The sequence below is a fragment of the Pseudomonas sp. MLB6B genome (assembly GCF_054508135.1).
In genome coordinates, this window is the sequence record NZ_CP199313.1 from 2,395,545 (window position 1) to 2,422,046 (window position 26,502).

General features: G+C 65.3%; 26 protein-coding genes. 23 read left to right on the top strand and 3 right to left on the bottom strand.

What is annotated here, in order from left to right; translation table 11 throughout:
- Positions 1-19: 19 nt before the first annotated feature.
- The 23 genes from ACSMEV_RS10580 to ACSMEV_RS10690 all read left to right on the top strand — a co-directional run bounded on the left by ACSMEV_RS10580 (position 20) and on the right by ACSMEV_RS10690 (position 21,444).
- Positions 20-1,270: a flagellar hook-length control protein FliK gene (locus ACSMEV_RS10580; protein WP_459205131.1), complete on the top strand. Its 1,251-nt coding sequence runs from the start codon at positions 20-22 to the stop codon at positions 1,268-1,270.
- Positions 1,271-1,355: 85 nt separating this feature from the next.
- Positions 1,356-1,856 carry a flagellar basal body-associated protein FliL gene (fliL, locus tag ACSMEV_RS10585; RefSeq protein ID WP_459205132.1) on the top strand — a complete coding sequence of 167 codons (501 nt, stop codon included), beginning with the start codon at positions 1,356-1,358 and terminating at the stop codon, positions 1,854-1,856.
- A gap of 9 nt (positions 1,857-1,865) precedes the next feature.
- Positions 1,866-2,834, top strand: a complete 969-nt coding sequence (gene fliM, locus ACSMEV_RS10590) for a flagellar motor switch protein FliM (RefSeq protein WP_296264293.1) — start codon at positions 1,866-1,868, stop codon at positions 2,832-2,834.
- Between the two features lie 48 nt (positions 2,835-2,882).
- Positions 2,883-3,341, top strand: coding sequence for a flagellar motor switch protein FliN (gene fliN, locus ACSMEV_RS10595; RefSeq protein ID WP_313731845.1), 459 nt, complete (start codon positions 2,883-2,885; stop codon positions 3,339-3,341).
- A 9-nt stretch (positions 3,342-3,350) separates the two neighbouring features.
- Positions 3,351-3,854: a flagellar biosynthetic protein FliO gene (gene fliO, locus ACSMEV_RS10600; protein ID WP_459205133.1), complete on the top strand. Its 504-nt coding sequence runs from the start codon at positions 3,351-3,353 to the stop codon at positions 3,852-3,854.
- Positions 3,851-4,606, top strand: a complete 756-nt coding sequence (gene fliP / locus ACSMEV_RS10605) for a flagellar type III secretion system pore protein FliP (protein WP_313741615.1) — start codon at positions 3,851-3,853, stop codon at positions 4,604-4,606. Before fliO ends, fliP begins: the two co-directional genes overlap by 4 nt.
- A gap of 19 nt (positions 4,607-4,625) precedes the next feature.
- On the top strand, positions 4,626-4,895 hold the full coding sequence (gene fliQ, locus ACSMEV_RS10610) for a flagellar biosynthesis protein FliQ (protein ID WP_296264287.1): 270 nt from the start codon (positions 4,626-4,628) through the stop codon (positions 4,893-4,895).
- Between the two features lie 7 nt (positions 4,896-4,902).
- On the top strand, positions 4,903-5,679 hold the full coding sequence (gene fliR / locus ACSMEV_RS10615) for a flagellar biosynthetic protein FliR (protein ID WP_459208325.1): 777 nt from the start codon (positions 4,903-4,905) through the stop codon (positions 5,677-5,679).
- A complete protein-coding gene (gene flhB, locus ACSMEV_RS10620) occupies positions 5,679-6,821 on the top strand; it encodes a flagellar biosynthesis protein FlhB (RefSeq protein WP_459205134.1) in 1,143 nt (380 codons plus the stop codon). Before fliR ends, flhB begins: the two co-directional genes overlap by 1 nt.
- 287 nt (positions 6,822-7,108) lie before the next feature.
- Positions 7,109-9,238, top strand: coding sequence for a flagellar biosynthesis protein FlhA (flhA, locus tag ACSMEV_RS10625; protein WP_314489431.1), 2,130 nt, complete (start codon positions 7,109-7,111; stop codon positions 9,236-9,238).
- An 11-nt stretch (positions 9,239-9,249) separates the two neighbouring features.
- Positions 9,250-10,557 (top strand): flagellar biosynthesis protein FlhF, encoded by a 1,308-nt coding sequence (gene flhF, locus ACSMEV_RS10630; RefSeq protein ID WP_459205135.1) that lies wholly within the window; start codon positions 9,250-9,252, stop codon positions 10,555-10,557.
- Between the two features lie 91 nt (positions 10,558-10,648).
- Positions 10,649-11,482, top strand: a complete 834-nt coding sequence (fleN, locus tag ACSMEV_RS10635; RefSeq protein WP_296264272.1) for a flagellar synthesis regulator FleN — start codon at positions 10,649-10,651, stop codon at positions 11,480-11,482.
- Positions 11,479-12,219, top strand: a complete 741-nt coding sequence (gene fliA, locus ACSMEV_RS10640) for an RNA polymerase sigma factor FliA (protein ID WP_413046761.1) — start codon at positions 11,479-11,481, stop codon at positions 12,217-12,219. Before fleN ends, fliA begins: the two co-directional genes overlap by 4 nt.
- A 200-nt stretch (positions 12,220-12,419) precedes the next feature.
- Positions 12,420-12,794: a chemotaxis response regulator CheY gene (locus tag ACSMEV_RS10645; RefSeq protein ID WP_296264269.1), complete on the top strand. Its 375-nt coding sequence runs from the start codon at positions 12,420-12,422 to the stop codon at positions 12,792-12,794.
- 16 nt (positions 12,795-12,810) lie between these two features.
- Entirely contained in the window at positions 12,811-13,599 is a 789-nt protein-coding gene (locus tag ACSMEV_RS10650) for a protein phosphatase CheZ (protein WP_296264267.1), read from the top strand.
- Between the two features lie 12 nt (positions 13,600-13,611).
- Positions 13,612-15,954, top strand: coding sequence for a chemotaxis protein CheA (locus tag ACSMEV_RS10655; RefSeq protein WP_459205136.1), 2,343 nt, complete (start codon positions 13,612-13,614; stop codon positions 15,952-15,954).
- Positions 15,955-15,999: 45 nt separating this feature from the next.
- Complete coding sequence (locus tag ACSMEV_RS10660; protein ID WP_459205137.1) at positions 16,000-17,163, top strand: protein-glutamate methylesterase/protein-glutamine glutaminase; 1,164 nt, start codon at positions 16,000-16,002, stop codon at positions 17,161-17,163.
- Positions 17,163-17,903, top strand: coding sequence for a flagellar motor protein (locus ACSMEV_RS10665; RefSeq protein ID WP_459205138.1), 741 nt, complete (start codon positions 17,163-17,165; stop codon positions 17,901-17,903). The genes ACSMEV_RS10660 and ACSMEV_RS10665 overlap by 1 nt, the downstream gene beginning before the upstream one ends.
- Before the next feature lie 2 nt (positions 17,904-17,905).
- A complete protein-coding gene (gene motD / locus ACSMEV_RS10670) occupies positions 17,906-18,763 on the top strand; it encodes a flagellar motor protein MotD (RefSeq protein WP_459205139.1) in 858 nt (285 codons plus the stop codon).
- Between the two features lie 78 nt (positions 18,764-18,841).
- Positions 18,842-19,630 carry a ParA family protein gene (locus tag ACSMEV_RS10675; RefSeq protein ID WP_459205140.1) on the top strand — a complete coding sequence of 263 codons (789 nt, stop codon included), beginning with the start codon at positions 18,842-18,844 and terminating at the stop codon, positions 19,628-19,630.
- Positions 19,630-20,523, top strand: coding sequence for a CheW domain-containing protein (locus tag ACSMEV_RS10680; protein WP_459205141.1), 894 nt, complete (start codon positions 19,630-19,632; stop codon positions 20,521-20,523). Before ACSMEV_RS10675 ends, ACSMEV_RS10680 begins: the two co-directional genes overlap by 1 nt.
- Before the next feature lie 44 nt (positions 20,524-20,567).
- Positions 20,568-21,047 carry a chemotaxis protein CheW gene (locus ACSMEV_RS10685; protein WP_296264255.1) on the top strand — a complete coding sequence of 160 codons (480 nt, stop codon included), beginning with the start codon at positions 20,568-20,570 and terminating at the stop codon, positions 21,045-21,047.
- 1 nt (position 21,048) lies between these two features.
- Complete coding sequence (locus tag ACSMEV_RS10690; RefSeq protein ID WP_459205142.1) at positions 21,049-21,444, top strand: DUF2802 domain-containing protein; 396 nt, start codon at positions 21,049-21,051, stop codon at positions 21,442-21,444.
- Between the two features lie 128 nt (positions 21,445-21,572).
- Here the strand turns inward: ACSMEV_RS10690 and ACSMEV_RS10695 are convergent, their stop codons facing one another.
- The 3 genes from ACSMEV_RS10695 to fliK form a co-directional block, all read right to left on the bottom strand.
- On the bottom strand, positions 21,573-24,311 hold the full coding sequence (locus ACSMEV_RS10695; protein ID WP_459205143.1) for a dermonecrotic toxin domain-containing protein: 2,739 nt from the start codon (positions 24,309-24,311) through the stop codon (positions 21,573-21,575).
- Between the two features lie 101 nt (positions 24,312-24,412).
- Positions 24,413-24,754, bottom strand: a complete 342-nt coding sequence (locus ACSMEV_RS10700) for an EscU/YscU/HrcU family type III secretion system export apparatus switch protein (protein ID WP_459205144.1) — start codon at positions 24,752-24,754, stop codon at positions 24,413-24,415.
- A complete protein-coding gene (gene fliK, locus ACSMEV_RS10705; RefSeq protein ID WP_459205145.1) occupies positions 24,751-26,322 on the bottom strand; it encodes a flagellar hook-length control protein FliK in 1,572 nt (523 codons plus the stop codon). Before fliK ends, ACSMEV_RS10700 begins: the two co-directional genes overlap by 4 nt.
- Positions 26,323-26,502: the final 180 nt, after the last annotated feature.

Sequence of the window (26,502 nt, forward strand, 5' to 3'; positions counted from 1 at the left end):
TTGGCGCGGAGACCGCTCAATGCCTGTCGCACCCAACCCGTTATTGCAAGTCAGTCGCGCACCGTCCGCGCCGAACCTGGGCGCGTCTGCGGCCGAAAAGCCGCGCCAGCCGGGCGCCGGCGGCTTCGACAAGGTCCTGGCCGGGCAGTCGCGCAACGTGCCGACCAAGGCCGACAAGGACGCGCCGTCCGCACCCGACGTCGGTGACGCCAAAGTCCCTGGCAGCGGGGCGCTTGCCGCAGACGGCAAAACCTTGCCGGCCAAGGCCGATACGCCTGCCGACAGCGACACCGTCGAACAGGATGCCGGCACCTTGCGCGACGCCAGTCTGGTGGCCGGCCAGGTCACCGATGCCGCACCGGGTGCGCAGCTGATCCAGGCCCAGGCCCAGGTCGTGGCGCCCATCCTGCAAGCGGCTGCCGCAGACGGCGATGGCAATGGCGAGGGCGAAGCTTTCGACCCCGAAGCCGACCCCCTGGCCGGCATGCCCACCCTGCGCCTGGCGCTGGAGCAGAATGCCAAGGCCCAGGGCGGAACCTCCGCCCACGCGCAAGACCCCGACGCCGAGATCAGCGAAGGTCGTATGGCCGTCAATCCGTTGGCGGAGAAGATCGCGGCACTGGAGGGCGACGAACAGAGCGGCGCTGCGGGCGGAAAGGCCTTCGGCGCCTTGCTCGACGACGGCCTGAAAGACCTGAAAGCGGCCAGCAGCGACACGCGCGTCGACGATTTCGCCAACCGCCTGGCCGCGCTGACCCAGGCCGCCACGCCCAAGACCGCCAATGCCGTCGCGCCCAATCCGCTGCAGCAGCCCTTGCCGATGAACCAGAACGCCTGGACCGAAGGCTTGGTCAACCGCGTCATGTACCTGTCCAGCCAGAACCTCAAATCCGCCGACATCCAACTCGAACCGGCCGAACTCGGGCGCCTGGACATCCGCGTCAACGTCGCCAGCGACCAGCCCGCGCAGATCACTTTCATCAGCGGTCACGTGGGTGTGCGCGACGCCCTCGACAGCCAGGTACATCGCCTGCGCGAGCTGTTCTCCCAGCAAGGCCTGCAGCAGCCGGACGTCAGCGTCGCCGACTTCTCGCGCCAGCAACAGCAGCAGCAACAGCAGCAAGGTCAGGCCAATGCCGACGGCCTGTCGGGCGTGGCCTCGCGGCGCGCGGCGGCAGGCGAGGGCGAAGGCGGCGCACGCATCGAGCCTGGCCAAGGGCAGGCCCAGCAGGTGGTGATCGGCGACAGCGCGGTCGACTACTACGCCTGATCGCCGCATCAGGGCAACCTGGCATAACCCTTGCTCAATTCCCGTCATCTACCCTGCAACCCCTGACGGATGACGGATTATTGGCATGGCCAAGAGCGACGTAGAAAAAGACCCGGCGAAAAAAGGCAAACTCAAGCTCATCATCCTGGCGGTGGTCGGTCTGCTCCTGGCGGTCGGCCTGTCGGTGGGCGCCACCTGGTTCATCATGCACAAGAACGAACCGGCGGCGGCCGCCGAGGCCAGCGAAGGCGGCAACGCCAAGCCCAAGGCCATCTACGAGGCACTCACGCCGGCCTTCGTGGTCAACTTCAACCAGAACGGTCGCCAGCGCTACATGCAGGTCAGCATCAGCCTGCAAGCGCGCAACCAGGCCGACCTGGACGCGCTAAAGGTGCACATGCCGGTGATCCGCAACAACCTGGTGATGATGTTCTCCGGTCAGGGCTTCGATGCCTTGGCCAGCAGCTCCGTGGGCCAGGAAATGCTGCGTCAGAAGGCCACTGCGGTGGTGCAGGAAGTGGCGCAGAAAGAAGTCGGCAAACCGGTCATCGACCAGTTGCTGTTCACCAACTTCGTATTGCAGTAGGAGCGCCCGATGGCTGTGCAGGACCTGCTCTCCCAGGACGAGATCGATGCCCTGTTGCACGGGGTCGACGATGGTCTGGTGCAGACCGACAGCGCTGCCGAGCCCGGCGGCGTCAAGAGCTACGACCTCACCAGCCAGGACCGGATCGTGCGCGGGCGCATGCCGACCCTGGAAATGATCAACGAGCGTTTCGCCCGCTACACCCGCATCAGCATGTTCAATCTGCTGCGCCGCTCGGCCGACGTGGCGGTGGGCGGCGTGCAGGTGATGAAGTTCGGCGAATATGTGCATTCGCTGTACGTGCCCACCAGCCTCAACCTGGTCAAGATCAAGCCCCTGCGCGGCACCGCGCTGTTCATCCTCGACGCCAAATTGGTGTTCAAGCTGGTGGACAACTTCTTCGGCGGCGACGGCCGCCACGCCAAGATCGAGGGGCGTGAGTTCACCCCCACCGAGCTGCGCGTGGTGCGCATGGTGCTGGACCAGGCCTTCATCGACCTCAAGGAAGCCTGGCAGGCGATCATGCCGGTCAACTTCGAGTACATGAACTCGGAGGTCAACCCGGCCATGGCCAACATCGTCGGGCCGAGCGAGGCGGTGGTGGTGTCGACCTTCCACATCGAGCTCGACGGCGGCGGCGGCGACCTGCACGTGACCATGCCGTACTCGATGATCGAGCCGGTGCGCGAGATGCTCGACGCCGGTTTCCAATCGGACCTGGACGACCAGGACGAGCGCTGGATCAAGGCCCTGCGCGAAGACGTGCTGGACGTCGCCGTGCCGCTCACCGCCACCGTCGCCCGGCGCCAGTTGAAGCTGCGCGACATCCTGCACATGCAACCCGGCGACGTGATCCCGGTCGAGCTGCCCGAGCACCTGGTGCTGCGCGCCAATGGCGTGCCGTCGTTCAAGGCGCGCCTGGGCTCGCACAAGGGCAACCTGGCCTTGCAGATCATCGATCCGATCGGGCGCCGCTGACCGCGCTGCGCCCGCATTCCACCGCATTCAACGTCTGTCGAGGACACTATGGCGAACGAAAACGAAATCACCTCTGCCGAGGACCAGGCCCTGGCCGACGAGTGGGCCGCGGCCCTGGAAGAGACCGGCGACGCCGGCCAGGCCGACATCGACGCGCTGCTCAACGGCCAGTCCAGCGGCCCTGGCCGCATGCCCATGGAAGAGTTCGCCAGCTCGCCACGGCCGAACGAGAACGTCAGCCTGGAAGGGCCAAACCTGGACGTGATCCTGGACATCCCGGTGAACATCTCCATGGAAGTGGGCAGCACCGAGATCAACATCCGCAACCTGCTGCAGCTCAACCAGGGCTCGGTGATCGAACTCGACCGCCTGGCCGGCGAGCCGCTCGACGTGCTGGTCAACGGCACGCTGATCGCCCATGGCGAAGTGGTGGTGGTCAACGAGAAGTTCGGCATCCGCCTGACCGACGTGATCAGCCCCAGCGAACGCATCAAGAAGCTGCGCTGAATGGGGCGCATGAGTCAGCCCGCCGCTGCGGCGGCCGGGCGGATAGGGCAGCGGCGGCTGGGGCTGTTCGCGCTCCGCGCCCTCGCCAGCGTGACCGTGCTCGCGGCCAGCACGGCCGTCCTGGCCGCCGAGCCGACTGCCGCGGCTGCGGTCGGCTCCACGCCGGCCGGCCTTGGCGGCCAAGTGCTGCAATTGGTACTGGGGCTGCTGCTGGTGGTGGGGCTGATCTTCTTGCTTGCCTGGCTGCTGCGCCGGGTACAGGGCGTAGGGCCGGGCAACGGCCAGGTGATCGAAGTGCTCGGCAGCCGCGCCATCGGCCCGCGCGACCGGCTGCTGCTGGTGCAGGTCGGCAAGGAACAGATCCTGCTCGGCCACAGCCCGGGCGACATCAAGGCGCTGCACGTGCTCGCCGAGCCGGTCGCCGCGCCCACCGGCAGCCGCCCGGCCACGCCCGAATTCGCCCAGCGCTTGCTCGAGCTGATGGGCAAGGACCAGAAGGACAAGCCCCGATGAGTGGCGCCATGCGCATGCTGTTGACCCTGGCGTTGCTGCTGGCCGCGCCCCTGGCCCTGGCCGCCGACCCGCTGTCGATCCCGGCCATCACCCTGTCGAACGGCACCGATGGGCAGCAGGAGTATTCGGTCAGCTTGCAGATTCTGCTGATCATGACCGCGCTGAGCTTCATTCCGGCGTTCGTCATCCTCATGACCAGCTTCACCCGCATCATCATCGTGTTTTCCATCCTGCGCCAGGCCCTGGGCCTGCAACAGACGCCGTCCAACCAGATCCTCACCGGCATGGCGCTGTTCCTGACGCTGTTCATCATGGCGCCGGTGTTCGACCGGGTGAACGAGTCGGCCATCCAGCCGTACCTGAACGAGCAGTTGAACGCGCAACAGGCCATCGACAAGGCCCAGGGCCCGATCAAGGACTTCATGCTCGCGCAGACCCGGCAGAACGACCTCGACCTGTTCATGCGCCTGTCCAAGCGCACCGACATCGCCACCCCCGACCAGGCACCCTTGACCATCCTGGTGCCGGCGTTCGTCACCTCGGAGCTCAAGACCGCGTTCCAGATCGGCTTCATGATCTTCATCCCGTTCCTGGTCATCGACCTGGTGGTGGCCAGTGTGCTGATGGCCATGGGCATGATGATGCTCTCGCCGCTGATCATCTCGCTGCCGTTCAAGATCATGCTGTTCGTGCTGGTCGACGGTTGGTCGCTGATCATGGGCACCTTGGCCAGCAGTTTCGGCGGCGTCTAGCGCCCAGGAGAGTTCCCCCATGACACCCGAAGTGGCCGTCGACCTGTTCCGCGAAGCGCTGTGGCTGACCACCGTGATGGTGGCGGTTCTGGTGGTGCCCAGCCTGTTGATCGGCTTGGTAGTGGCGATGTTCCAGGCCGCCACGCAGATCAACGAACAGACCCTGAGCTTTCTGCCGCGCCTGCTGGTGATGCTGGTGACCCTGATCGTCGCCGGCCCCTGGCTGGTGCAGAAGTTCATGGAGTACATCACCACCCTCTACACCAACATCCCGCAGCTGATCGGCTGACATGGCCATGCTGGAGCTGACCGACGCGCAGATCTCGACCTGGGTCGCCACCTTCGTGCTGCCCCTGTTCCGCGTGGGTGCGGTGCTGATGACCATGCCGATCATCGGCACGCGCATGCTGCCGATGCGCGTACGCTTGTACGTGGCGGTGGCCATCACCTTCGTCATCGTGCCGGGGCTGCCGCCGCTGCCGGAAGTCAACCCGCTGAGCCTGCAAGGGCTGATGCTGTGCGCCGAGCAGTTGATCGTCGGCGCCTTGTTCGGCCTGGCCTTGCAGATGCTGTTCCAGGCCTTCGTGATCGCCGGGCAGATCGTCGCGGTGCAGATGGGCATGGCCTTCTCCTCGATGGTCGACCCGGCCAACGGCGTCAACGTCACCGTGGTCAGCCAGTTCATGACCATGCTGGTGAGCATCCTGTTCCTGCTGATGAACGGCCACCTGGTGGTGTTCGAGGTGCTGACCGAAAGCTTCACCACCTTGCCGGTGGGTAGCGCCCTGCGGGTCGACCAGTTCTGGTCCCTGGCCGGGCGCATGAGCTGGGTGCTGGGCGCAGGGCTGTTGCTGATCCTGCCGGCCATCGCCGCCTTACTGGTGGTCAACATCGCTTTCGGCGTGATGACCCGCGCCGCGCCGCAGTTGAACATCTTCTCCATTGGTTTCCCGCTGACCCTGGTGATGGGCATGGTGATCTTCTGGGTGAGCCTGGCCGACATCCTTTCGCACTACCAAAGCCTGGCCAGCGAAACCCTGCAATGGCTGCGTGAATTGGCGAGGGCGCGCTGATGTCCGAGAGCGAGAGCGGTCAGGACAAGACCGAGGAACCCACCGAGAAGAAAAAACGCGACGCACGCGAGAAGGGCGAGACCGCCCGTTCCAAGGAACTCAACACCGTCGCCGTGACCCTGGGCGGCGCCATCGCGCTGCTGATGTTCGGCGGCTACCTGGCGCAGACCCTGATGGAGCTGATGCGCCTGAACTTCAGCCTGCCGCGCGAGGCGCTGGTGGACGAGCGGGCCATGGGCATCTACCTGCTGACCTCGGGCAAGATGGCCATCTGGGCGACCCAGCCGGTGCTGGTATTGCTATTCGCGGTGTCGTTGATCGCGCCCATCGCCCTGGGCGGTTTCCTGTTTTCCGGCAGCCTGTTGCAACCCAAGTTCAGCCGCATGAACCCCTTGTCGGGGATCAAGCGCATGTTCTCGATGAACGCCCTGACCGAGCTGATCAAGGCCATCGCCAAGTTCCTCGTGATTCTGGTGGTGGCGCTAATGGTGCTCGCCAACGATCGCCAGGCCCTGCTCGCCATCGCCAACGAGCCGCTCGACCAGGCGATCATGCACAGCTTGCAGGTGGTCGGTTGGAGCGCCGTGTGGATGGCGGCGGGGTTGCTGCTGATCGCTGCGGTGGATGTGCCGATCCAGCTGTTCCAGGCGCACAAGAAGCTGAAGATGACCAAACAGGAAGTGCGCGACGAATACAAGGACAGCGAGGGCAAGCCCGAGGTCAAGCAACGCATCCGCCAGGTGCAGCGCGAGGTGTCCCAGCGGCGGATGATGGCGGCGGTGCCCGAGGCCGACGTGATCATCACCAACCCCACGCACTATGCCGTGGCCTTGAAGTACGACCCGGAGAAGGCGGCGGGGGCGCCGTTGCTGCTGGCCAAGGGCACGGACTTCATCGCCTTGAAGATTCGCGAGATCGGCAACGAGCACCAAGTGCAGGTGCTGGAGTCGGCGGCATTGGCGCGGGCGATCTATTACTCCACGGAGATCGAACAGGAGATCCCGGCGGGGTTGTATCTGGCGGTGGCGCAGGTGTTGGCGTATGTGTTCCAGATCCGGCAGTACCGCAACGGGCGGGGGAAAGCGCCTGAGCCTTTGAAGAAGGATTTGCCGATTCCGACGGATTTGCGGCGGGATGAGTGAAGGGACCAGGCTCAAATGGTCAAACCCGCGTTCGTCGGAATCGATCGCAGCCTAGAAGCAAATCCCGTGTAGGATCGGCCGGTTCGGCGCTCCGATCAGTCGCGAAAGCCTGCGAGGCAGGCCCCATCCACCCACTGCGATTCGGCAGGAGAAAACCTGGGGCCTGGACGGCCCGCCATTGCCTTCAAGCCCCTCCTGTACCCCGTCCGCTGAAGTTGGACAGCTTCTTGCAAAGCACCCGCCAAGCGCCGCATTGGCGTCAAAGTTTTGCTGCAAGAGGACGCCCGGTGGATCGCTCGCATCTAATCAGTCATGCCCGCAACAACCTCGCCGGTCTCGGTCGAGGGAGCCTGGGCGTGCCGCTGCTGTTGCTGGTCATGTTGGCAATGATGATGTTGCCGATTCCGCCCTTTCTGCTCGACGTGTTCTTCACCTTCAACATCGCGCTGTCGATCGTGGTCCTGCTGGTGTGCGTGTACGCGCTGCGGCCGCTGGATTTCGCCGCCTTCCCGACCATCCTGCTGGTGGCCACGCTGTTGCGTCTGGCGCTGAACGTCGCGTCCACCCGTGTAGTGATGCTGCACGGCCAGGAAGGGCATGGCGCGGCCGGTAAGGTGATCCAGGCCTTCGGCGAGGTGGTGATCGGCGGCAACTACGTGGTCGGTGCGGTGGTGTTCGCCATCCTCATGATCATCAACTTCGTGGTGGTGACCAAAGGTGCCGGGCGTATCTCCGAGGTGAGCGCGCGTTTCACCCTCGACGCCATGCCCGGCAAGCAGATGGCCATCGACGCCGACCTCAACGCCGGCCTGATCGACCAGAACCAGGCCAAGCTGCGCCGCGCCGAAGTGGCCGGCGAAGCCGAGTTCTACGGCTCGATGGACGGTGCCAGCAAGTTCGTGCGCGGCGACGCCATCGCCGGCCTGCTGATCCTGTTCATCAACCTCATCGGCGGCATGCTCATCGGCATGCTGCAACACGGCATGCCGTTCAGCGAGGCGGGCAAGGTCTACGCCTTGCTGACCATCGGTGACGGTTTGGTGGCGCAGCTGCCGTCGCTGCTGCTGTCCACCGCGGCCGCGATCATGGTCACCCGGGCTTCCAGCTCCGAAGACATGGGCAAGCTGATCAACCGGCAGATGTTCGATTCGCCCAAGGCCTTGGGCGTGTCGGCCGCGCTGATGATCGTCATGGGCCTGGTGCCAGGCATGCCCCACGTGGCTTTCATCGGCCTGGGGCTGCTCGCCGGTGGCGGTGCCTACCTGGTGTGGCGCAAGAAGCAGCAGGCCGAAGCCGTGGCCCTGGCCGAAGTGCAGCGCCAGCAAGACCTGCTGCCCTCGCCGCAGCGCGCTCAGGAAACCAAGGAACTGGGCTGGGACGACGTCACTCCCATCGACATGATCGGTCTGGAAGTGGGCTACCGGCTGATTCCGCTGGTGGACCGCAACCAGGGTGGGCAATTGCTGGCGCGGATCAAGGGCGTGCGCAAGAAGCTGTCCCAGGACCTTGGTTTCCTCATGCCCACCGTGCACATCCGCGACAACCTCGACCTGCAACCCAGCGCCTACCGCCTGACGCTGATGGGCGTGATTCTCGCCGAAGCCGAGATCTACCCGGACCGCGAGCTTGCGATCAACCCCGGCCAGGTGTTCGGCACCCTCAACGGCATCGCCGCGCGCGACCCGGCATTTGGTTTGGAAGCGGTGTGGATCGACGTCGGTCAGCGCTCCCAGGCGCAATCTTTGGGCTATACCGTGGTCGATGCCAGTACGGTAGTGGCCACTCACCTCAACCAGATCCTGCAGAAGCACTGCCACGAGCTGATCGGTCACGAGGAAGTGCAGCAGTTGTTGCAGGTGCTGGCCAAGGCGTCGCCCAAGCTGGCCGAGGAGCTGGTGCCGGGCGTCATTTCCTTGTCGGGGCTGCTCAAGGTCTTGCAGGCGCTGCTCAGCGAGCAGGTGCCGGTGCGCGATATCCGCAGTATTGCGGAATCGATCGCCAACAACGCGGGCAGGAGTCAAGATACCGCCGCGCTGGTGGCCAACGTGCGCGTCGGATTGTGTCGCGCCATCGTGCAAAGCATTGTCGGCGTTGAGTCCGAGCTGCCCGTGATCACCTTGGAGCCAAGGTTGGAACAGATTTTGCTCAATAGTCTGCAACGGGCCGGACAAGGTCAGGAAGACGGTGTACTGCTCGAGCCCAGCATGGCCGAGAAGTTGCAACGCTCCCTGATCGAAGCCGCCCAGCGTCAGGAAATGCAAGGCCAGCCGGCGATCCTGCTGGTGGCAGGTCCCATCCGCGCGATGCTCTCGCGCTTCGGGCGCCTGGCAGTGCCCAACCTGCACGTGCTGGCGTACCAGGAAATACCGGACAACAAGCAGGTCACCATCGTTGCCACTGTGGGCCCTAACGGCTGAGGTAGTGGGTTATGCAAGTTAAGCGTTTTTTCGCCGCCGATATGCGACAGGCCATGAAGCTGGTCCGAGATGAGCTGGGCTCCGATGCCGCCATCATCGGCAACCGGCGCATTGCCGGCGGCGTGGAACTGACTGCCGCGCTCGACTACAAGCCTTCGGTGCTGGCGCCGCGGGTGCCCAACGCCGAGCTCGAAGAAGAACTGCGCAAGACCCAGACCCGTATCGTCACGGCCCAGGCCGAGCTGTCCAGCCGCCATGAAGGCGACGAAGGCAGCCAGCTGTTCGCCGGCCAGTCGCTGACCGCTGCCGAGCCGCTGATCGACCTCCATGCCCACGCGCCAGCCAGCGCCGCGCCTGCCGCGCCGGCGGCGGTCGATCCACGGCTGTTCGACGCCATGCGCGCCGAACTCTCGGGCCTGCGCGAACTGCTCGAAGTGCAGCTCGGCTCGCTGGCCTGGAACCAGCTGCAAGGCAGCAAGCCGCAGCAGGCCAACGCCTGGCGCCGCTTGCAGCGCATCGGCCTGAGCGGTGCCCTGGCCCGCGACCTGCTGGAGCTGACCGCCGAAATCGAAGACCCGCGCCACGCCTGGCGCATGGTCCTGGCGCACCTGGCGCGGCGCATCCAGGTGCCCGACGTCGAGCCGATCGAGCAGGGCGGGGTGATCGCCCTGGTCGGCCCGGCCGGCATGGGCAAGACCACCACCCTGGCCAAGCTGGCCGCTCGCTACGTGCTCAAGTACGGCGCCGGCAGCCTGGCGCTGGTGAGCATGGACAGTTTCCGCATCGGTGCCCAGGAGCAACTCAAGACCTTGGGCCGCATCCTCAACGTGCCGGTGACCTACGTGAACCCGGGCGAGTCGCTGGCCCAGGCCCTGGAGCCGCTGCTGCGCAAGCGCGTGGTGCTGATCGACACCGCCGGCCTGCAAGCCAGCGATCCGGCCCTGCGCATGCAGCTGGAGACGCTCGCCGGGCGCGGCATCGCTTCGAAGAATTATCTGGTGCTGGCCACCACAAGCCAGAAGCAGGTGCTGTCGGCCGCCTACCACAGCTACAAACGCTGTGGCCTGGCCGGCTGCATCCTGAGCAAGCTCGACGAAACGGCCAGCCTGGGCGAAGTGCTCAGCCTGACCATCGGTCACGAATTGCCGATCGCCTATCTCACCGATGGGCCGCGCATTCCTGACGACCTGCACCTGCCGCGCAAGCACCAGTTGGTGAGCCGTGCGGTCAGCGTGCAGATGCAGGACGAACCCAGCGAAGAGGCCATGGCCGACATGTTCGCTGATCTGTACCACCACCCAGGCAAGCGGGTGGGTTGAGAGATGTGCTGCGAAAAGTACCTACAGAACGGGGCGGGCAGTTGGCCTCCACTGTGGCATGGGTCCAAGCGAGACAAGGTAAACAACAGACATGGGTAGCATGCATCCCGTACAGGTCATCGCCGTGACCGGTGGCAAAGGCGGCGTCGGTAAGACCAACGTTTCAGTGAACCTGTCCCTGGCGCTCGCCGAGCTCGGGCGCAGGGTCATGCTGCTCGACGCCGACCTTGGCCTTGCCAACGTCGATGTGCTGCTGGGGCTGACGCCCAAGCGCACCCTGGCCGACGTCATCGAAGGCCGCTGCGAGCTGCGCGACGTGCTGCTGCAAGGCCCGGGGGGCGTGCGCATCGTGCCGGCAGCCTCCGGCACGCAAACCATGGTGCACCTGCAGCCTGCGCAACATGCCGGCTTGATCCAGGCCTTCAGCGAAATCGGCGACAACCTCGACGTGCTGGTCATCGACACCGCAGCCGGCATCGGCGACTCGGTGGTGAGCTTCGTGCGCGCCGCCCAGGAAGTGCTGCTGGTGGTGTGCGACGAACCCACCTCGATCACCGACGCCTACGCGCTGATCAAGCTGCTCAACCGCGACTACGGCATGAACCGCTTCCGTGTGCTGGCCAACATGGCGCAGAGCCCGCAGGAAGGGCGCAACCTGTTCGCCAAGCTGACCAAGGTCACCGACCGCTTCCTCGATGTGGCGCTACAGTACGTCGGCGCCGTGCCCTACGACGAGTCGGTGCGCAAGGCCGTGCAGAAGCAGCGCGCGGTGTACGAAGCCTTTCCCCGTTCCAAATGCGCCCTGGCCTTCAAGGCCATCGCGCAGAAGGTCGACAGCTGGCCGCTGCCAGCCAATCCTCGCGGCCACCTGGAGTTCTTCGTAGAGCGCCTGGTGCAGCCGACCAGCGCAGGGCCGGTGCTATGAGTGCGAGCGGATTCAAGATGTACAGCCGTGCGTCCAAGGACGCTCAGTACGAACTGATCGAGCGCTATGCGCCGCTGGTCAAGCGCATCGCCTACCACTTGCTGGCGCGCCTGCCGGCCAACGTGCAGGTCGAAGACCTGATCCAGGCCGGAATGATCGGTCTCCTGGAAGTGGCCAACAAATACGACGCCAGCAAGGGCGCCAGCTTCGAGACCTATGCCGGCATCCGCATCCGCGGCGCCATGCTCGACGAGGTGCGCAAGGGCGATTGGGCCCCGCGTTCGGTGCACCGCAACACGCGCATGGTCAGCGAGGCGATGCGCGCCGTGGAAGCGAGAACCGGACGTGACGCTAAAGATCATGAAGTCGCTGCCGAACTTAAGATGGAGCTGGATGACTATTACGGCATCCTCAACGATACATTGGGCAGCCGCCTGTTCAGTTTCGACGATCTGTTGCAGGACGGCGAGCACGAAGGGTTGCACGAAGACGGCGCCAGCGGCTCGCCGGAACCGGGTCGTGGCCTCGAAGACGAACGCTTCCAGGCAGCCCTGACTGACGCCATCGCCAACCTGCCGGAACGCGAGCGTCTGGTCCTGGCGCTGTACTACGACGAAGAGCTGAACCTCAAGGAAATCGGCGAAGTGCTGGGGGTCAGCGAGTCGCGGGTCAGCCAGTTGCACAGCCAATGTGCGGCGCGCCTGCGCAGTCGCCTGGGGGAATGGCGCGCCCGATAGGGCGGCCGGCTACGAGTTGCAAGTGGCAAGTGGTAGGTAAGAGCGGATCGCGGTGGCTTCACAAAGCGCGTAACTGTTTGGCAACGCCGCATCGCTTGCTCCTCGAGGCGTGCACTTTGCCGCTTTAAGAACGAATGACGCACGCGCTCGGCGCCGGGCGCGTGATGAGACTGCTTGGAGATCTCTAATTGAACAAAGACATGAAAATCCTCATCGTTGACGATTTCTCGACGATGCGGCGGATCATCAAGAACCTGCTGCGCGATCTGGGATTCACCAACACCGACGAGGCCGACGACGGCACCACGGCGTTGCCGATGCTGGAAAAGGGCCATTACGACTTCCTCGTCACCGACTGGAACATGCCCGGCATGTCCGGCATCGACCTGCTGCGCAAGGTCCGCGCCCACGACACGCTCAAGGGCATGCCGGTGCTGATGGTCACCGCCGAAGCCAAGCGCGACCAGATCATCGAAGCGGCCCAGGCCGGGGTCAACGGTTATGTGGTCAAGCCTTTCACCGCCCAGGTGCTGAAAGAAAAGATCGAAAAGATCTTCGAGCGCGTGAACGGCTAAGCCGCCAGGGGGCGCAATGGAATCTATCGATACCTCTCTGGGTGAGTTCGAAGGCACCCTGAAAAAGCATGCTCGCGAGCTGGTCGAGAGCCTCGAACGAGGCCGTTTCGGCGACGCCGTGCAGCTGATCCACCAGCTCAACCAGACCCGCGACCTGGGCCTGTACAACGAGGTCGGCAAGCTGACCCGCGAGCTGCACAGCGCCATCGTCAGTTTCCAGATCGACCCGCGCATGCCGCAGGCCGAAGAAGTCTCGCAGATCACCGATGCCACCGAGCGGCTGGGCTATGTGGTCAAACTGACCGAGAACGCTGCCAACCGCACCATGGACCTGGTCGAAGAAAGCACGCCCGTACTCAACGACATGGCCGAGCAGGCCTCGGCCCTGAGTGGCGATTGGCAACGTTTCATGCGCCGCGAAGTCTCGGCCACCGAGTTCCGTGACCTGGCGCGCCGCGTCGACGGATTCTTGACGAGCAGCGCCGAAGGCAACCGCAAGGTCGCCGGGCACATGAACGACATTTTGCTGGCCCAGGACTACCAGGACCTGACCGGCCAGGTCATCAAGCGCGTCACTGCGCTGGTGACGGAAGTCGAAAGCAATCTGCTCAAGTTGGTGTTGATGGCCAGTCAGGTCGACCGCTTCGCCGGTATCGAACATGACCATCAGCAGCTGCGCGATGAAAAAGACCAAGAAAAACATCCGACTCGAGGTGAAGGTCCGCAGATTCATGCCGATAAGCGTGAGGACGTCGTGTCCGGTCAGGACGATGTAGACGATTTGCTATCCAGCCTTGGTTTTTAAGGAGCACGTTCAATGAGCTTCGGCGCCGATGAAGAAATCCTCCAGGATTTCCTGGTTGAGGCCGGCGAAATTCTCGAGCTGTTGTCCGAACAGCTGGTCGAGCTGGAAAGCCGACCCGATGACGCGGACCTGCTCAATGCGATTTTTCGCGGGTTTCATACCGTAAAAGGGGGCGCCGGCTTCCTCCAGCTCAATGAGCTGGTTGAGTGTTGCCACATTGCCGAGAACGTCTTCGACATCCTGCGCAAGGGCGAACGCCGCGTGGATGCCGAACTGATGGACGTGGTGCTGGAAGCGCTGGATGCGGTCAACGGCATGTTCGGCCAGGTGCGCGAGCGGACCGAGGTGACCCCGGCCACGCCCGAGCTGCTGGCCGCGCTGGCACGCCTGGCCGAGCCGGCCGGTGCCGAAGTGCCGGGCGTCGCAACGCCGGCCGCGCCGGAGCCGGCGGCACCGGTCGCCGTCGCGACTCCGGCTGCACCGGCTGCGGCTGACGTGACTGCGCCAGCGGCCGACGACAGCGACATCACCGACGACGAGTTCGAGCGTCTGCTCGATTCGCTCGACGCGGTCAAGGCCGAAGCTGCCGCCGCTGCGCAGCCGCCAGTCGTTCCGGCCAGCGTCGAAGCGACGCCGGCCGAGCCGATCGGTGGCGAAAGCGACGAAATCACCGACGCTGAATTCGAATCCTTGCTCGACCAGTTGCACGGCAAAGGCCAGTTCTCGGCCAAGGCCACGCCAGCGGCGGCCGAGACGCCGGCACCGGCTGCGGCCAGCGACGAGATCACCGACGACGAGTTCGAAGCCTTGCTCGACCAGTTGCATGGCAAGGGCAGCTTCACCACCGACGCCTTGCCGGGCGCCGCCGCGTCGGGCGCCGCTGCGTCGGGCGCCGTAGCGCCGGGCGCCGTAGCGCAAACCGCGGCACCTGCCGCAACAGCGCCTGCCGGCAACGACGAGCACATTTCCGAGAACGAATTCGAAGCCCTGCTCGACGAGCTGCACGGCAAGGGCAAGTTCGCCGCCGAGCGCGTCGCGCCCGTAGCCGAAACCGCCACGGCCTCCGCGGTCGCCACCCCGGCGCCTGTGGCCAAGCCTGCCCCGGCACCGGCCGCTGCCAAGCCGGCAGCCCCGGCTCCGGCACGTGCGCCAGCCGCGCCACCGGCGGAGAAGCACGCCAGCGAAGCCGAGACCACCGTGCGCGTCGACACCGCGCGGTTGGACGAGATCATGAACATGGTCGGCGAACTGGTGCTGGTGCGTAACCGTCTGGTGCGCCTGGGCCTCAACAGCGGCGACGAGGCCATGTCCAAGGCCGTGTCCAACCTCGACGTGGTCACCGCCGACCTGCAGACCGCGGTGATGAAAACCCGCATGCAGCCGATCAAGAAGGTCTTCGGCCGCTTCCCGCGCCTGGTCCGCGACCTGGCGCGCCAGTTGAAGAAAGACATCAACCTGGAGCTGGTCGGCGAAGAGACCGACCTGGACAAGAACCTGGTCGAAGCCCTGGCCGATCCGCTGGTGCACTTGGTGCGCAACGCGGTCGACCACGGCATCGAGATGCCCGAAGAACGCGAAGCCTCGGGCAAGGCGCGCACCGGACGCGTGGTGCTGTCGGCCGAGCAGGAGGGCGACCACATCCTCTTGTCGATCTCCGACGACGGCAAGGGCATGGACCCAGCCATCCTGCGTGCCAAGGCCGTGGAAAAAGGCCTGATGGACAAGGACGCCGCCGACCGCCTGAGCGAATCGGACTGCTACAACCTGATCTTCGCCCCGGGCTTTTCGACCAAGACCGAGATTTCCGACGTCTCCGGCCGTGGCGTGGGCATGGATGTGGTCAAGACCAAGATTTCCCAGCTCAACGGCTCCATCAGCATCAACTCGGTCAAGGGCCAGGGCTCGAAGATCATCATCAAGGTGCCGCTGACCCTGGCGATCATGCCGACCCTGATGGTGATGCTGGCCAACCAGGCCTTCGCTTTCCCGCTGGTCAACGTCAACGAGATCTTCCACCTCGACCTGTCGCGCACCAACGTGGTCGACGGCCAGGAAGTGGTGATCGTGCGCGACAAGGCCTTGCCGCTGTTCTACCTCAAGCGCTGGCTGGTGCAGGGCCAGGCCCACGAGGAGCAGCCCGAAGGCCACGTGGTGATCCTGTCGGTCGGCACCCAGCGCATCGGTTTCGTGGTCGACCAGCTGGTGGGCCAGGAAGAGGTGGTCATCAAGCCGCTGGGCAAGATGCTGCAAGGCACCCCCGGCATGTCGGGAGCGACCATCACCGGTGACGGCCGCATCGCGCTGATTCTGGATGTGCCGAGCATGCTCAAGCGTTACGCCGCGCGGCGTATCTGATCGCGTCGGCGCGCCTGCGAGGGCACGCCGTCTAACGGAGTGTTTATGGTAGTCAAAGTCCTGGTGGTGGATGATTCGGGTTTCTTCCGCCGCCGTGTCTCTGAAATCCTCGCCGGCGACCCGGCGATCAAGGTCGTCGGCACCGCGACCAATGGCAAGGAAGCCATCGACCAGGCGCTGGCGCTCAAGCCCGATGTCATCACCATGGACTACGAGATGCCGATGATGGACGGCATCACGGCGGTTCGGCACATCATGCAGCGCTGCCCGACCCCGGTGTTGATGTTCTCCTCGCTGACCCACGAAGGCGCCCGGGTCACCCTCGATGCGCTGGATGCCGGTGCGGTCGATTACCTGCCGAAGAATTTCGAAGACATCTCGCGCAATCCGGACAAGGTCCGGCAGATGCTGTGCGAGAAGGTCCACACGCTGTCGCGCAGCAACCGCCGGTTCGGCAGCTACGCCAGCCCAAGTTCGAGCCCTGCGCCCGCGCCGTCCGCGCCCAGCCCTGTGCCTGCCCATGCCCCCAGCGCCGGCACGCCTGCCAGCCACGCGCCACATCCGGCCACCGCGCGCAGCCCAATGCCGTCGCGCACTGCCGCACCCACGGCAGCTGCGCCGGCCAGCTCGCCCGCGCCGCGGCGCAAGGCCTACAAGTTAGTCGCCATCGGCACCTCCACAGGCGGGCCGGTGGCCCTGCAACGGGTGCTGACGCAACTGCCCGCGCAGTTTCCGGCGCCCATCGTGCTCATCCAGCACATGCCGGCGGCCTTCACCAAGGCCTTCGCCGAGCGCCTCGACAAGCTATGCCGCATCAGTGTCAAGGAAGCCGAAGACGGCGACATCCTGCGCCCTGGCCTGGCGCTGCTCGCGCCTGGCGGCAAGCAGATGATGGTCGATGCCCGCGGTGCGGTGAAAATCCTGCCCGGCGACGAGCGCCTGAACTACAAGCCGTGCGTGGACATCACCTTCGGCTCGGCGGCCAAGTCCTACGGCGACAAGGTGCTCTCGGTGGTGCTCACCGGTATGGGCGCCGACGGCCGCGAAGGCGCGCGCCTGCTCAAGCAGTGCGGCAGCACGGTATGGGCGCAGGACGAGGCCAGCTGCGTGATCTACGGCATGCCCATGGCCATCGTCAAAGCCAATCTGGCCGATGCGGTGTACAGCCTGGACGAGATCGGCAAGCACCTGGTCGAGGCCTGCCACTGATGGATGTGCTCAGCCTGATCGGTCTCATCCTGGCTTTCGTCGCCATCGTCGGCGGCAATTTCCTGGAAGGCGGCCATGCCGGTGCGCTGATCAACGGCCCGGCAGCACTGATCGTACTGGGCGGTACCCTGGCGGCCGCGCTGTTGCAGTCGCCGCTGTCGTCGTTCAAGCGGGCGTTGCAGATCCTGCGCTGGATCATCTTTCCGCCGCGCGTCGACCTGGCCGGTGGCATCGACCGGGTGGTGAACTGGAGCCTGACGGCGCGCAAGGAAGGCCTGCTGGGCCTGGAAAGCGTGGCCGACCTGGAGCCGGATCCTTATGCCCGCAAAGGTCTGCAACTGCTGGTCGACGGCGCCGAGCCCGAGTCGGTGCGCAGCATCCTCGAGGTGGATTTCCTCACCCAGGAAAACCGCGACCTGCAAGCGGCCAAGGTGTTCGAGTGCATGGGCGGCTACGCGCCGACCATCGGCATCATCGGTGCGGTGATGGGCCTGATCCACGTGATGGGCAACCTGGCCGACCCCGCGCAACTGGGCAGCGGCATCGCCGTGGCCTTCGTCGCCACCATCTACGGCGTGGCCAGCGCCAACCTGATCCTCCTGCCGGTGGCCAACAAGCTGAAGGCGCTGGTGCTGCGCCAGTCGCGCTACCGGGAAATGCTCCTCGAAGGTCTGCTGTCGATCGCCGAAGGGGAGAATCCACGCTCGATCGAGCTGAAGCTGCAAGGCTTCATGGAGTAGGCATGCGTCGTCGTCGTCACGTGGAAGAGCCCGAAAACCATGAACGTTGGCTGGTGTCCTACGCCGACTTCATCACACTGCTGTTCGCCTTCTTCGTGGTGATGTATTCGATTTCCTCGGTCAACGAGGGCAAATACAAGGTGGTGTCCGAGGCGTTGCTGGGCGTGTTCAACGACCCGGAGCGCAGCACGCGGCCGATCCCCATCGGTGAGGAGCGGCCGCTCAGCACGCGCCCGGCGCAGCCATTGATCAAGGACAGTGAGCAAACCGACGCGGGCCTGGGGCAGACCGCCAACGATCCGCTCAAGACCATCACCGACGAAGTCACCGCCGCCTTCGGCGACTTGATCGCAGGCAAGCAGATGACCGTGCGTGGCAACGAGCTGTGGGTGGAGATCGAGCTCAACTCGTCGCTGTTGTTCGGCAGTGGCGACGCCATGCCCAGCGACGCGGCCTTTTCCATCATCGACCGCGTGGCGGGGATTTTGAAACCCTTCGCCAACCCGGTGCACGTCGAGGGTTTTACCGACGACCAGCCGATTCGCACCGCGCAATACCCGACCAACTGGGAGCTGTCGTCGGCACGCGCCGCGAGCATCGTGCGCCTGTTGGCGCTCGACGGTGTGGACCCTGCGCGCATGGCCTCGGTGGGTTACGGCCAATACCAGCCGGTGGCCAGCAACGCCACCGCCGCAGGCCGCTCGCAAAACCGGCGTGTGGTGCTGGTGATCTCGCGCAACCTCGAAGTGCGCCGCAGCCTGACCGCCACCGGTTCGGCCAACGCCACGCCAGACGCAGCATTGCGCCGGGCTGGCACACAAAGTGCACCAGCGAGCGGAGCGGCGGCGAATGACAGCTGATCCCGTCAATTCTCCGTCACCGAATCCAAAAACCGTTCCCGGCAAGGCTGTCGGCCGTCCGGGAGGAATCAAGGCACCATGAGAGTCTGGGCAGTCGCCAATCAAAAAGGTGGGGTCGGCAAGACCACCACGACCATCGCACTCGCGGGCCTGCTGGCCGAGGCGGGCAAGCGCGTGATCGTCGTCGACCTCGATCCGCACGGCTCGATGACCAGTTATTTCGGGCACAACCCCGATGCCCTCGAACACAGTTGCTACGACCTGTTCCAGCACAAGGGCGCAGTCCCCGAGGGGCTGCCGGGCCAATTGCTGCTGCCGACCAGCGACGAGCGCATCTCGCTGTTGCCGTCGAGCACCGCGCTGGCGGTGCTGGAGCGCCAGTCACCGGGGCAGAACGGCCTCGGGCTGGTGATCGCCAAGAGCCTGGCGCAGCTATGGCAGGATTTCGATTTCGCCTTGATCGACAGCCCACCGTTGCTCGGCGTGTTGATGGTCAACGCCCTGGCCGCGAGCCAACAACTGGTGATTCCGGTGCAGACCGAGTTTCTCGCCGTCAAAGGCCTGGAGCGCATGGTCAGCACCCTGACCATGATCAACCGTTCGCGCAAACAGGCCCTGCCGTACCAGATCGTGCCGACCTTGTTCGACCGCCGCACGCAGGCGTCGATGGGCACCCTCAAGCTGCTGCGCGACAGTTACCCCGAACAGGTCTGGCAGGGCTACATCCCGGTCGACACACGCCTGCGCGATGCCAGCCGCGCTGGCGTCACTCCCAGCCAGCACGATGCCAAGAGCCGCGGCCTGATCGCCTACCGCGCGCTGCTCAAGCACCTGTTGACCTACCGTAACGCTTTGCAGGTGGCCTGATGAACGCACCCCGACCGCTTGCCAGCAAGCCGCAACTGGCCTTGCAGTCCTACCTTGACGGGTTGCTGCAGGAGGCCACCGAGTTGCCGGATGCGCCCGTCGCCGAGGCGCACGGCGACGCCGACGATTTCGCCCAGGCCGTGCGCGAAGAGCAGCAGCGCGATGCCCGTCGCCAGCCGGTAACGCTGGTCAGCGTACCGTCGCGGCCATTCGCCGAACCGACGCCGCCGGTACTGCCCAGCGTGCTCACGCTGCCCGAGGCGGTCCCGACCGTGGCCGACGAGCAGGTGCCGACAGAGATCCCTGTGTCGGCGTCGAGCGAGCCGGTCGTCGAGCTCGATGTCGAGCCGCTGGCGCCGGTGGCCGACGTGCACCGGCCTGCCGTGCTGCCGCCGCAGCCGCCGGCCAACGATACCGGCCGCCCAGCCTGGGCGGCCGAGCCGTTCGAGTGCCTGCTGTTCGACGTCGCCGGGCTGACCCTGGCCGTGCCGTTGGTCTGCCTGGGCTCGATCTATCCGCTGGCGGGCCAGGAGCTGACACCGCTGTTCGGCCAGCCCGACTGGTTCCTCGGCATCCTCACGTGCCAGGCCGGCAACCTCAAAGTGCTCGACACCGCGCGCTGGGTGATGCCCGACCGCTACCGCGACGACTTCCGCCAGGGCCTGCAATACGTGATCTCGGTGCAGGGCTACGAGTGGGGGCTGGCTGTGCATCAGGTCAGCCGCTCGTTGCGCCTGGACCCGGACGAAATCAAATGGCGCAGCCAACGGGGCCAACGCCCGTGGCTGGCCGGCACCGTGATCGAACACATGTGCGCCTTGCTCGACGTCGCCGAACTGGCGGAACTGATCGCCAGTGGCGCCGTCAAGCAGATGCACGCCAAACACCAATGACACAGCCGCACACACCGCCACTGGCGGATTTCGAGGGTAGGGGAATGAAAAAATCGTCTGCGCAGGGCTCCGAAGACCCGATTCTGCAATGGGTAACCTTCCGCCTGGACAATGAGTCCTATGGCATCAACGTCATGCAGGTCCAGGAAGTCCTGCGGTACACCGAGATCGCGCCGGTACCGGGGGCGCCCAGCTACGTGCTGGGCATCATCAACCTGCGCGGCAACGTGGTCACCGTGATCGACACGCGCCAGCGCTTTGGCCTGATGCCCACCGAAGTGACCGACAACACCCGTGTGGTGATCATCGAGGCGGACAAGCAAGTGGTCGGCATCCTGGTCGACAGCGTCGCCGAAGTGGTCTACCTGCGCCAGTCCGAGATCGAAACCGCGCCCAACGTCGGTAACGACGAATCGGCCAAGTTCATCCAGGGCGTGTGCAACAAGAACGGCGAGCTGCTGATCCTGGTCGAGCTGGACAAGATGATGACCGAGGAAGAATGGTCGGAACTGGAGAACATCTGAGGTGATCTTCGAGGTGGCGGTGCTGTTCCTGGCGTTGCTATGGGCCGTGAGCCTGTGGTTGTTCCTCAACTACAGCAAGCGCCAGCGCCAGGTGCTGGCCGAGCAGGCGGTGGGCGATGCGCTGCGCGATCAGCGCATCAAGGACCTGGCCAAGCGCCTGGACGACTACCAGAACGTCACCGTGCGCATGGGAGACGCCCTCCATGAGCTGCGCAGCGTGGTGGCGCCGCTGCCCGACAAGTTGTTGCAGCTCGAACAGCGCGACCCCAACGACATGACGTTCTCCCAGGCCGCCAAGCTGGTGGGCATGGGCGCCAGCATCGAAGAACTGACCCAGACCTGCGGCCTGACCCAGGCCGAGGCGCAGTTGATGAGCAAACTGCACCGCGCGCCCTAAGGCAGACTGCCTTCAGGGCGACGCCCCGTTGCGAGCGGGCGGTGCCGCCCTGCGGCGTCCCTTTCCAATCCACCCACGACTCGGCCCTTGCGAGGCGCCGAGCCGTATGGCCTTGCTTCTACCTTCTTTCAGGCCCACGAGTGCAGATGGCCGATCCTGGCCACGCGCATCAGCGGCAAACGTGCCTCACGCACGGCGTTCAGGGCGTTCAGGTCGACGAATTGATAGCTGTTGAGGCGCGGAATCATGTACAGATGCGCGAGCTGGCGCAACCTGTACAGATCCGGCGATAGGCGGTCCACCACGTCGGTCAGCAGCCCCGGTCCGCTGAGCCAGCTCACTTGTGTGGCGTAGCGTTTGAACAGCACCGGGTTGGTATTGCGGTTAGGGCGGATCGGGTAAGGCTCCACCGCGCTCATGTAACGGCTGCGCATCTCCTGGCTGATCGACAACAGCGTCGGATTGCCGGCGTGGCTGCCGATCATGCTGTTGTTGTACACCGAGTTCAGCCCCATGATTTCGTTCTGCACAGGCACGTTCAGCAGCAGGCCATCGGGCGTCGCTTCCAGCTTCACGTTGTCGAGCATGGCCTTGCCGGTGTCGGGATCGACGATCAGAGCGTCGTCGACGTCCATGTACAAGCCGCCTTCGCTGTGCAGCATCGGGTAGCGCAGCACATCGGCGGCCGAAGCGAAATTGCTCGCCGCGCCACCGTTGCCGATCGCCGCCTGGTACTGGGCGTAATTGCCGCTCTGTTGAAAGCCTTGATAGAAGCCTTGCTCCTCCAAGGTCAACACCTGCAGACCAGGCACGCGGGCATTGAGCTGCGCCACGTTGTGGGCGAACACCTCGGTGCTGCTGTTGGACAGCATCAGGCGGTATTGGTAGGCGCTGTCCGTCAGGGCTTGAGCATTGTGCGCAAGATTGTCCAGCACCTTCTCGTCGATGCGTTTGTTGCCGACCCACAGCGCAGTGATCTGCTGGGGGATGGGGGTTGCGCCTTCAGGCGCGAGCGGTGGTAGCTCGACGGGCAGCGGCAGGTCGATGCCCAGGGCGCGCAACGTCGCCACGCGCATGGCGTCGGTGACCTGGGGGTTGGTGGCGCTGGCCTTGCGCATGTTGCCGGTGCCTGGCTCGGGCTCGAAATACTGCGGCTCGACCTCGTTGAGGTCTTCCTCGCGCAGGAACAGGTTGTTTTCCATGTCATACACCAGATTGAGCGATTCGACATAGCCCTCGACCGGTTCGTAATAGCCGCGCAGCGAGTCGAGGTTGCCATCGTAGCGCGGGTAGCGCGAGACCGCTTGGGCCACTACGTCGTCGCCATTGGCCAAGGGTTCGATGCGCAATGGTCGATGGAAGTAGGGTGCGACTTCCAGGTCGGGCAGGCGCGGCGGGTCGATCGGGCTCAAGGGGTAGCCGATCTGATCGTTCAGCCGGGTCGGCACCACGAAGCCTTCACGCCAGGTCTGGAACAGCGCGTCTGCGGCCTTGTCGGCGACTACCAGCACACCGGGCACGGCGTTGAACAGGCCATAGGCGATGTTGCCGACGCCATCGAGCTTGTCCTCGAGGGTCTTGCCGTTGATCGCCTGGTCCAGACCGAACCCCAGCTGCACGATGCCGCCGACCGCGAGCAGGGGGGCGAGGCCGGGCACTACGAAGGACAACGGCAGGAGCAGGGTCAGGGCATTGGTCAGGTAGTGGCGCCAGCGCTGCTTGCGCACCTCTTCGCTGCTGGTGATGAGGAAGTCGGCGTCGTCCAGGCTGCGCTGGCGCTGGCGCTCGGCCAGGGCCTGGAACAGGTCGCCTTCGAGGGCCGGGCTGTAGGTGTCGGGGCGGTAATTGACGTAGGTCCGTGGCGGCCACTTGCCGTCGTCGTTGAAAAAGCCATGTTCCGGGGGCAGGGTGTGGCTTTCCGGATAGGCGGCCAGGCCTTCCAAGGCGGTGTCCAGGCCGCTGAAATCGATGCCCTGCGGGCCGTCGGCCAGGCGGAAGTGGCGCTTGAGGTGCAGGCGTTTGGTTGCGTCCTTGCACTGATCGCCGATCCAGTCCTTGAGCTGGTCGTGGCTGGCGAACTCGAGCAGCGGTGAGCTGTTGCCGGGCATGTACAGAACCGTGAGGTCGCTGTGGGTATCGTGCAGGCAGAGCAGGTCGGTGGCGGCATAGCCATAGATGTTCAGCAGACTGGCGCGCAAGGCAGCGCTGCGCGGCAGCAGCGCCGCGGCCTGCCAGGCCAGCCCGCGCGCCGCTTCGCTGAGGCTGCCTTCGGCGGACTGCTTGTTGCAGGCGGCGACGAAGTTGAGCTTGCAGCACAGGCGATGCTCGTCCAGGTGAGCCTCCCAATAGGTGTGCAGCTGGCCCTTGTAGCGGGTGTGGAAATCCAGGCCCTCGATATGGCTCTGCAAGGTCTCGGCGGCAATGTCGATCAGCGTCGAGGTGTCGAACAGAGCAGGCTCCCGGCGACGGAACAGACCGTTGAACACACGGTGCTGATATTGGCTCGGCACTTCGGGGAGGTGCTCGAGCTGCTCGACGACATCAATTTCGCCGTCGCGGGGGAAGTGCCCGGCCCAAGGCGCGCCGACCAGTGCATTGAAGACGTCGTTGGCCGATTCGCCTTGCCAGTTGGTCAGCACCGCCTGCGCCAGACTGATCCGCTGCACGATTTGTGCGTGATAGCGGCCTGAGGCCTGAGGCTGTATGTGCAAGGTCACCACGTCGATCTCATCCGGATCGAGGCTGACGCCTTGGCTGCGCAACCAACTGCCGATGGCCTTTTGCGCTTCACGGTCGGGCCGTGGCAGTCGAGCCAGGTGGTCGCGTACGCGTTGCACGCCTTGAACGTTGATACCAGTGCGAGTCATGGGGGGTTCTCCAGTACGGGAAGCCCGGAAGATTCGACCCCATGGGCGCGCAAAACGCGGTAGTTAATGCTGGCACCGCGACTGGAGAGGCCAGGCTGCCCTCAACGCGCAGGCGTATCGGGTGGCGGCAGACGGGGCAGGTCGGGGGTCACATCGCGCTCGCGGGCCGTGGGTTCGAAGTCGGCCGGCACCTTGCCGCGCAGTTGCCAGGCGAAGGCGATGATCTCGGCGATGGTCAGGTACAGCGCTTCGGGAATCTGCTCGCCCAGCTCCAGGCGCGCCAGCAGTCGCACCAGTTCGGCGTTCTCGTAGATCGGCACTTCGTGCTCGCGGGCCAGGGCCAGGATGGCGTCGGCCAGTTCGTCGTCGCCCTTGGCGCTCAGGGTCGGCGCCTGTTCGCCGTCGTAGGACAGGGCGATGGCTTGGCGGGGAGGGCGGTTCATGCGTTTTCGTCTACCCAACGTTGTTCGAGGCGGGTGCGCGGGCCTTGCGGCGGCGTGCCGGCGTGGCAGTGCAAGTCGCCGACGTCCAATCCGCAACCGAGCAGGCGTTCGCGCAGGGCGCCCAGTTGGCTGTCGAGCAGGCGCGCGGTAGTCGGCCGTTCGGCCCATAGCTGGCCTGACAGACGGCCTTGGCTCAGTTGCGCCTGCACTTGCAGGGGGCCGAGCGGGTGCAGGTCGAAGGCCAGTTCGATGCGCCATGAGGAGTCGCCCGGTTCGCCATTGGCCGTTCGGCGGTCGGTTTGAGGGTCGGCGGCGTCCTCGCGGTCCTCGCGCTGCAGTTTGATCTGCAACGGGACGAATTCCTGACCGTGGCGCAACGGAATCTCCGTCTGCCAGGTGCTTTGCAACGTGCCGTCTTCGGTCATACCGGTCTGTTGCAGGCTGCTCAGTTGATGGCTTTGCAGGCGCGAGACGGCGCCGGCCGCCAGGCGCAGCAGTTGTTCCAGATCGCCTTCGGCTTCCAGGTTTTGCAGCAGCCGCGAGGGGAGGGGGAAAGCGCCGGGCTGCGGGCGGGGCGAGGCATTGCCGAGCATCCCCAAGGCGGCTCGGGTGGAGCCGGGTAGCAGCGGTGCCAGGGCCGCGCCAGTGGGTGGCGTGAACGCCGGAGCGCCGCTGGCCTGGCTGACTTGCGCCATCAGCCGCAGCAGGTTGGCCTTGAGGTCGGTGGCCAGCGCCGCCGTCTGCCCTCCGGTGAGCTTGGCCTCGAGAAAACCGCCGCTGTTGGCCAGGGCCTGGGCCAAGCCTTTGCCGTCGCTCAGTTGGCGCACATCGGGCAGGCTGTTGAGCAGGCGCTCGGCGCTGCTGCGCAGTTGCGCACTGGCATCGGGGTCGTCGGCCAGGTTCTGCAGGCTGCCGAGCACCCCGCTCAGGTCGGCCTGCCGGCCTTGTTGGGTCAGCAACTGCTGGGCGACGGCCAGCTGCTCCTGGCGCCCGCTCAACGGCACGAAACGCAGCGACTGGTCGCCCGTCACCTGAGCGCTGAGCAGGCTGCCCAACGGTAACGGGCGAGGGCTGTCGATGGTCAGCGTGGTACCGGCCTGGGTGCCGCCGAACAGGCTCACCAGCGAGCGATAGAGGGCCGCCTGACCGGCCACGGCGGGCAAAATCTGAGTGGTCAGCACCTTGCCTTGCAACAGGCTGCCTACCGGCGTCTCGCGGGTGTCCAGACGGGTCAGCGCCGCTTGGGGGTTGCTCGCCGCCGATTGCAGCACCACGGCCAGTTGGCTGCCCTGGGGCTGGCTGACCGTCAGTTGGCTGCCCAGTGGCAGGGGCTGGTTGGCGCTGGCCTGCACTTGTGTTTGCAGGCCGTTGGCCAGGGTCAGGCGCAACATCATCTGGAACGCCTGGCCCACCTGACGCAGGCTGAGCACTTCGGCCTGGGCGGTGGTACCGGGTGGCAGCATGCCTTCCCGGGCATCGGCCAGGCGCAAGACCTCACCGCTCGTCGCCGGTCGGGCGCTGGACGGCGGCGAAGCCGCTTGCGGGGGAAGACTATTGATCTCGGTCATGATTGTATACAACCTGCTTAACCTGACCGTCGGGACAGGCGCGGTCTATGTATAATGCCGGCCGCGCGGCGACCCACCCGGTGCGGGTCATTGCCATTGTAACGGCAGCGGCCCTGCCGACTTGAGGCGGCGCAGGGGCATCATTCGCGCTTCGAGCCCGAGCGAACCCGCAGTTCCTGG

What these genes read in the sequence shown, in the direction of transcription:
- ACSMEV_RS10580 (WP_459205131.1), top strand. Translation starts at nt 20, where the DNA reads ATGCCTGTCGCACCCAACCCGTTATTGCAAGTCAGTCGCGCACCGTCC.
- fliL (WP_459205132.1), top strand. Translation starts at nt 1,356, where the DNA reads ATGGCCAAGAGCGACGTAGAAAAAGACCCGGCGAAAAAAGGCAAACTC.
- fliM (WP_296264293.1), top strand. Translation starts at nt 1,866, where the DNA reads ATGGCTGTGCAGGACCTGCTCTCCCAGGACGAGATCGATGCCCTGTTG.
- fliN (WP_313731845.1), top strand. Translation starts at nt 2,883, where the DNA reads ATGGCGAACGAAAACGAAATCACCTCTGCCGAGGACCAGGCCCTGGCC.
- fliO (WP_459205133.1), top strand. Translation starts at nt 3,351, where the DNA reads ATGAGTCAGCCCGCCGCTGCGGCGGCCGGGCGGATAGGGCAGCGGCGG.
- fliP (WP_313741615.1), top strand. Translation starts at nt 3,851, where the DNA reads ATGAGTGGCGCCATGCGCATGCTGTTGACCCTGGCGTTGCTGCTGGCC.
- fliQ (WP_296264287.1), top strand. Translation starts at nt 4,626, where the DNA reads ATGACACCCGAAGTGGCCGTCGACCTGTTCCGCGAAGCGCTGTGGCTG.
- fliR (WP_459208325.1), top strand. Translation starts at nt 4,903, where the DNA reads ATGCTGGAGCTGACCGACGCGCAGATCTCGACCTGGGTCGCCACCTTC.
- flhB (WP_459205134.1), top strand. Translation starts at nt 5,679, where the DNA reads ATGTCCGAGAGCGAGAGCGGTCAGGACAAGACCGAGGAACCCACCGAG.
- flhF (WP_459205135.1), top strand. Translation starts at nt 9,250, where the DNA reads ATGCAAGTTAAGCGTTTTTTCGCCGCCGATATGCGACAGGCCATGAAG.
- fleN (WP_296264272.1), top strand. Translation starts at nt 10,649, where the DNA reads ATGGGTAGCATGCATCCCGTACAGGTCATCGCCGTGACCGGTGGCAAA.
- fliA (WP_413046761.1), top strand. Translation starts at nt 11,479, where the DNA reads ATGAGTGCGAGCGGATTCAAGATGTACAGCCGTGCGTCCAAGGACGCT.
- ACSMEV_RS10645 (WP_296264269.1), top strand. Translation starts at nt 12,420, where the DNA reads ATGAAAATCCTCATCGTTGACGATTTCTCGACGATGCGGCGGATCATC.
- ACSMEV_RS10650 (WP_296264267.1), top strand. Translation starts at nt 12,811, where the DNA reads ATGGAATCTATCGATACCTCTCTGGGTGAGTTCGAAGGCACCCTGAAA.
- ACSMEV_RS10655 (WP_459205136.1), top strand. Translation starts at nt 13,612, where the DNA reads ATGAGCTTCGGCGCCGATGAAGAAATCCTCCAGGATTTCCTGGTTGAG.
- ACSMEV_RS10660 (WP_459205137.1), top strand. Translation starts at nt 16,000, where the DNA reads ATGGTAGTCAAAGTCCTGGTGGTGGATGATTCGGGTTTCTTCCGCCGC.
- ACSMEV_RS10665 (WP_459205138.1), top strand. Translation starts at nt 17,163, where the DNA reads ATGGATGTGCTCAGCCTGATCGGTCTCATCCTGGCTTTCGTCGCCATC.
- motD (WP_459205139.1), top strand. Translation starts at nt 17,906, where the DNA reads ATGCGTCGTCGTCGTCACGTGGAAGAGCCCGAAAACCATGAACGTTGG.
- ACSMEV_RS10675 (WP_459205140.1), top strand. Translation starts at nt 18,842, where the DNA reads ATGAGAGTCTGGGCAGTCGCCAATCAAAAAGGTGGGGTCGGCAAGACC.
- ACSMEV_RS10680 (WP_459205141.1), top strand. Translation starts at nt 19,630, where the DNA reads ATGAACGCACCCCGACCGCTTGCCAGCAAGCCGCAACTGGCCTTGCAG.
- ACSMEV_RS10685 (WP_296264255.1), top strand. Translation starts at nt 20,568, where the DNA reads ATGAAAAAATCGTCTGCGCAGGGCTCCGAAGACCCGATTCTGCAATGG.
- ACSMEV_RS10695 (WP_459205143.1), bottom strand. Translation starts at nt 24,311, where the DNA reads ATGACTCGCACTGGTATCAACGTTCAAGGCGTGCAACGCGTACGCGAC.
- ACSMEV_RS10700 (WP_459205144.1), bottom strand. Translation starts at nt 24,754, where the DNA reads ATGAACCGCCCTCCCCGCCAAGCCATCGCCCTGTCCTACGACGGCGAA.
- fliK (WP_459205145.1), bottom strand. Translation starts at nt 26,322, where the DNA reads ATGACCGAGATCAATAGTCTTCCCCCGCAAGCGGCTTCGCCGCCGTCC.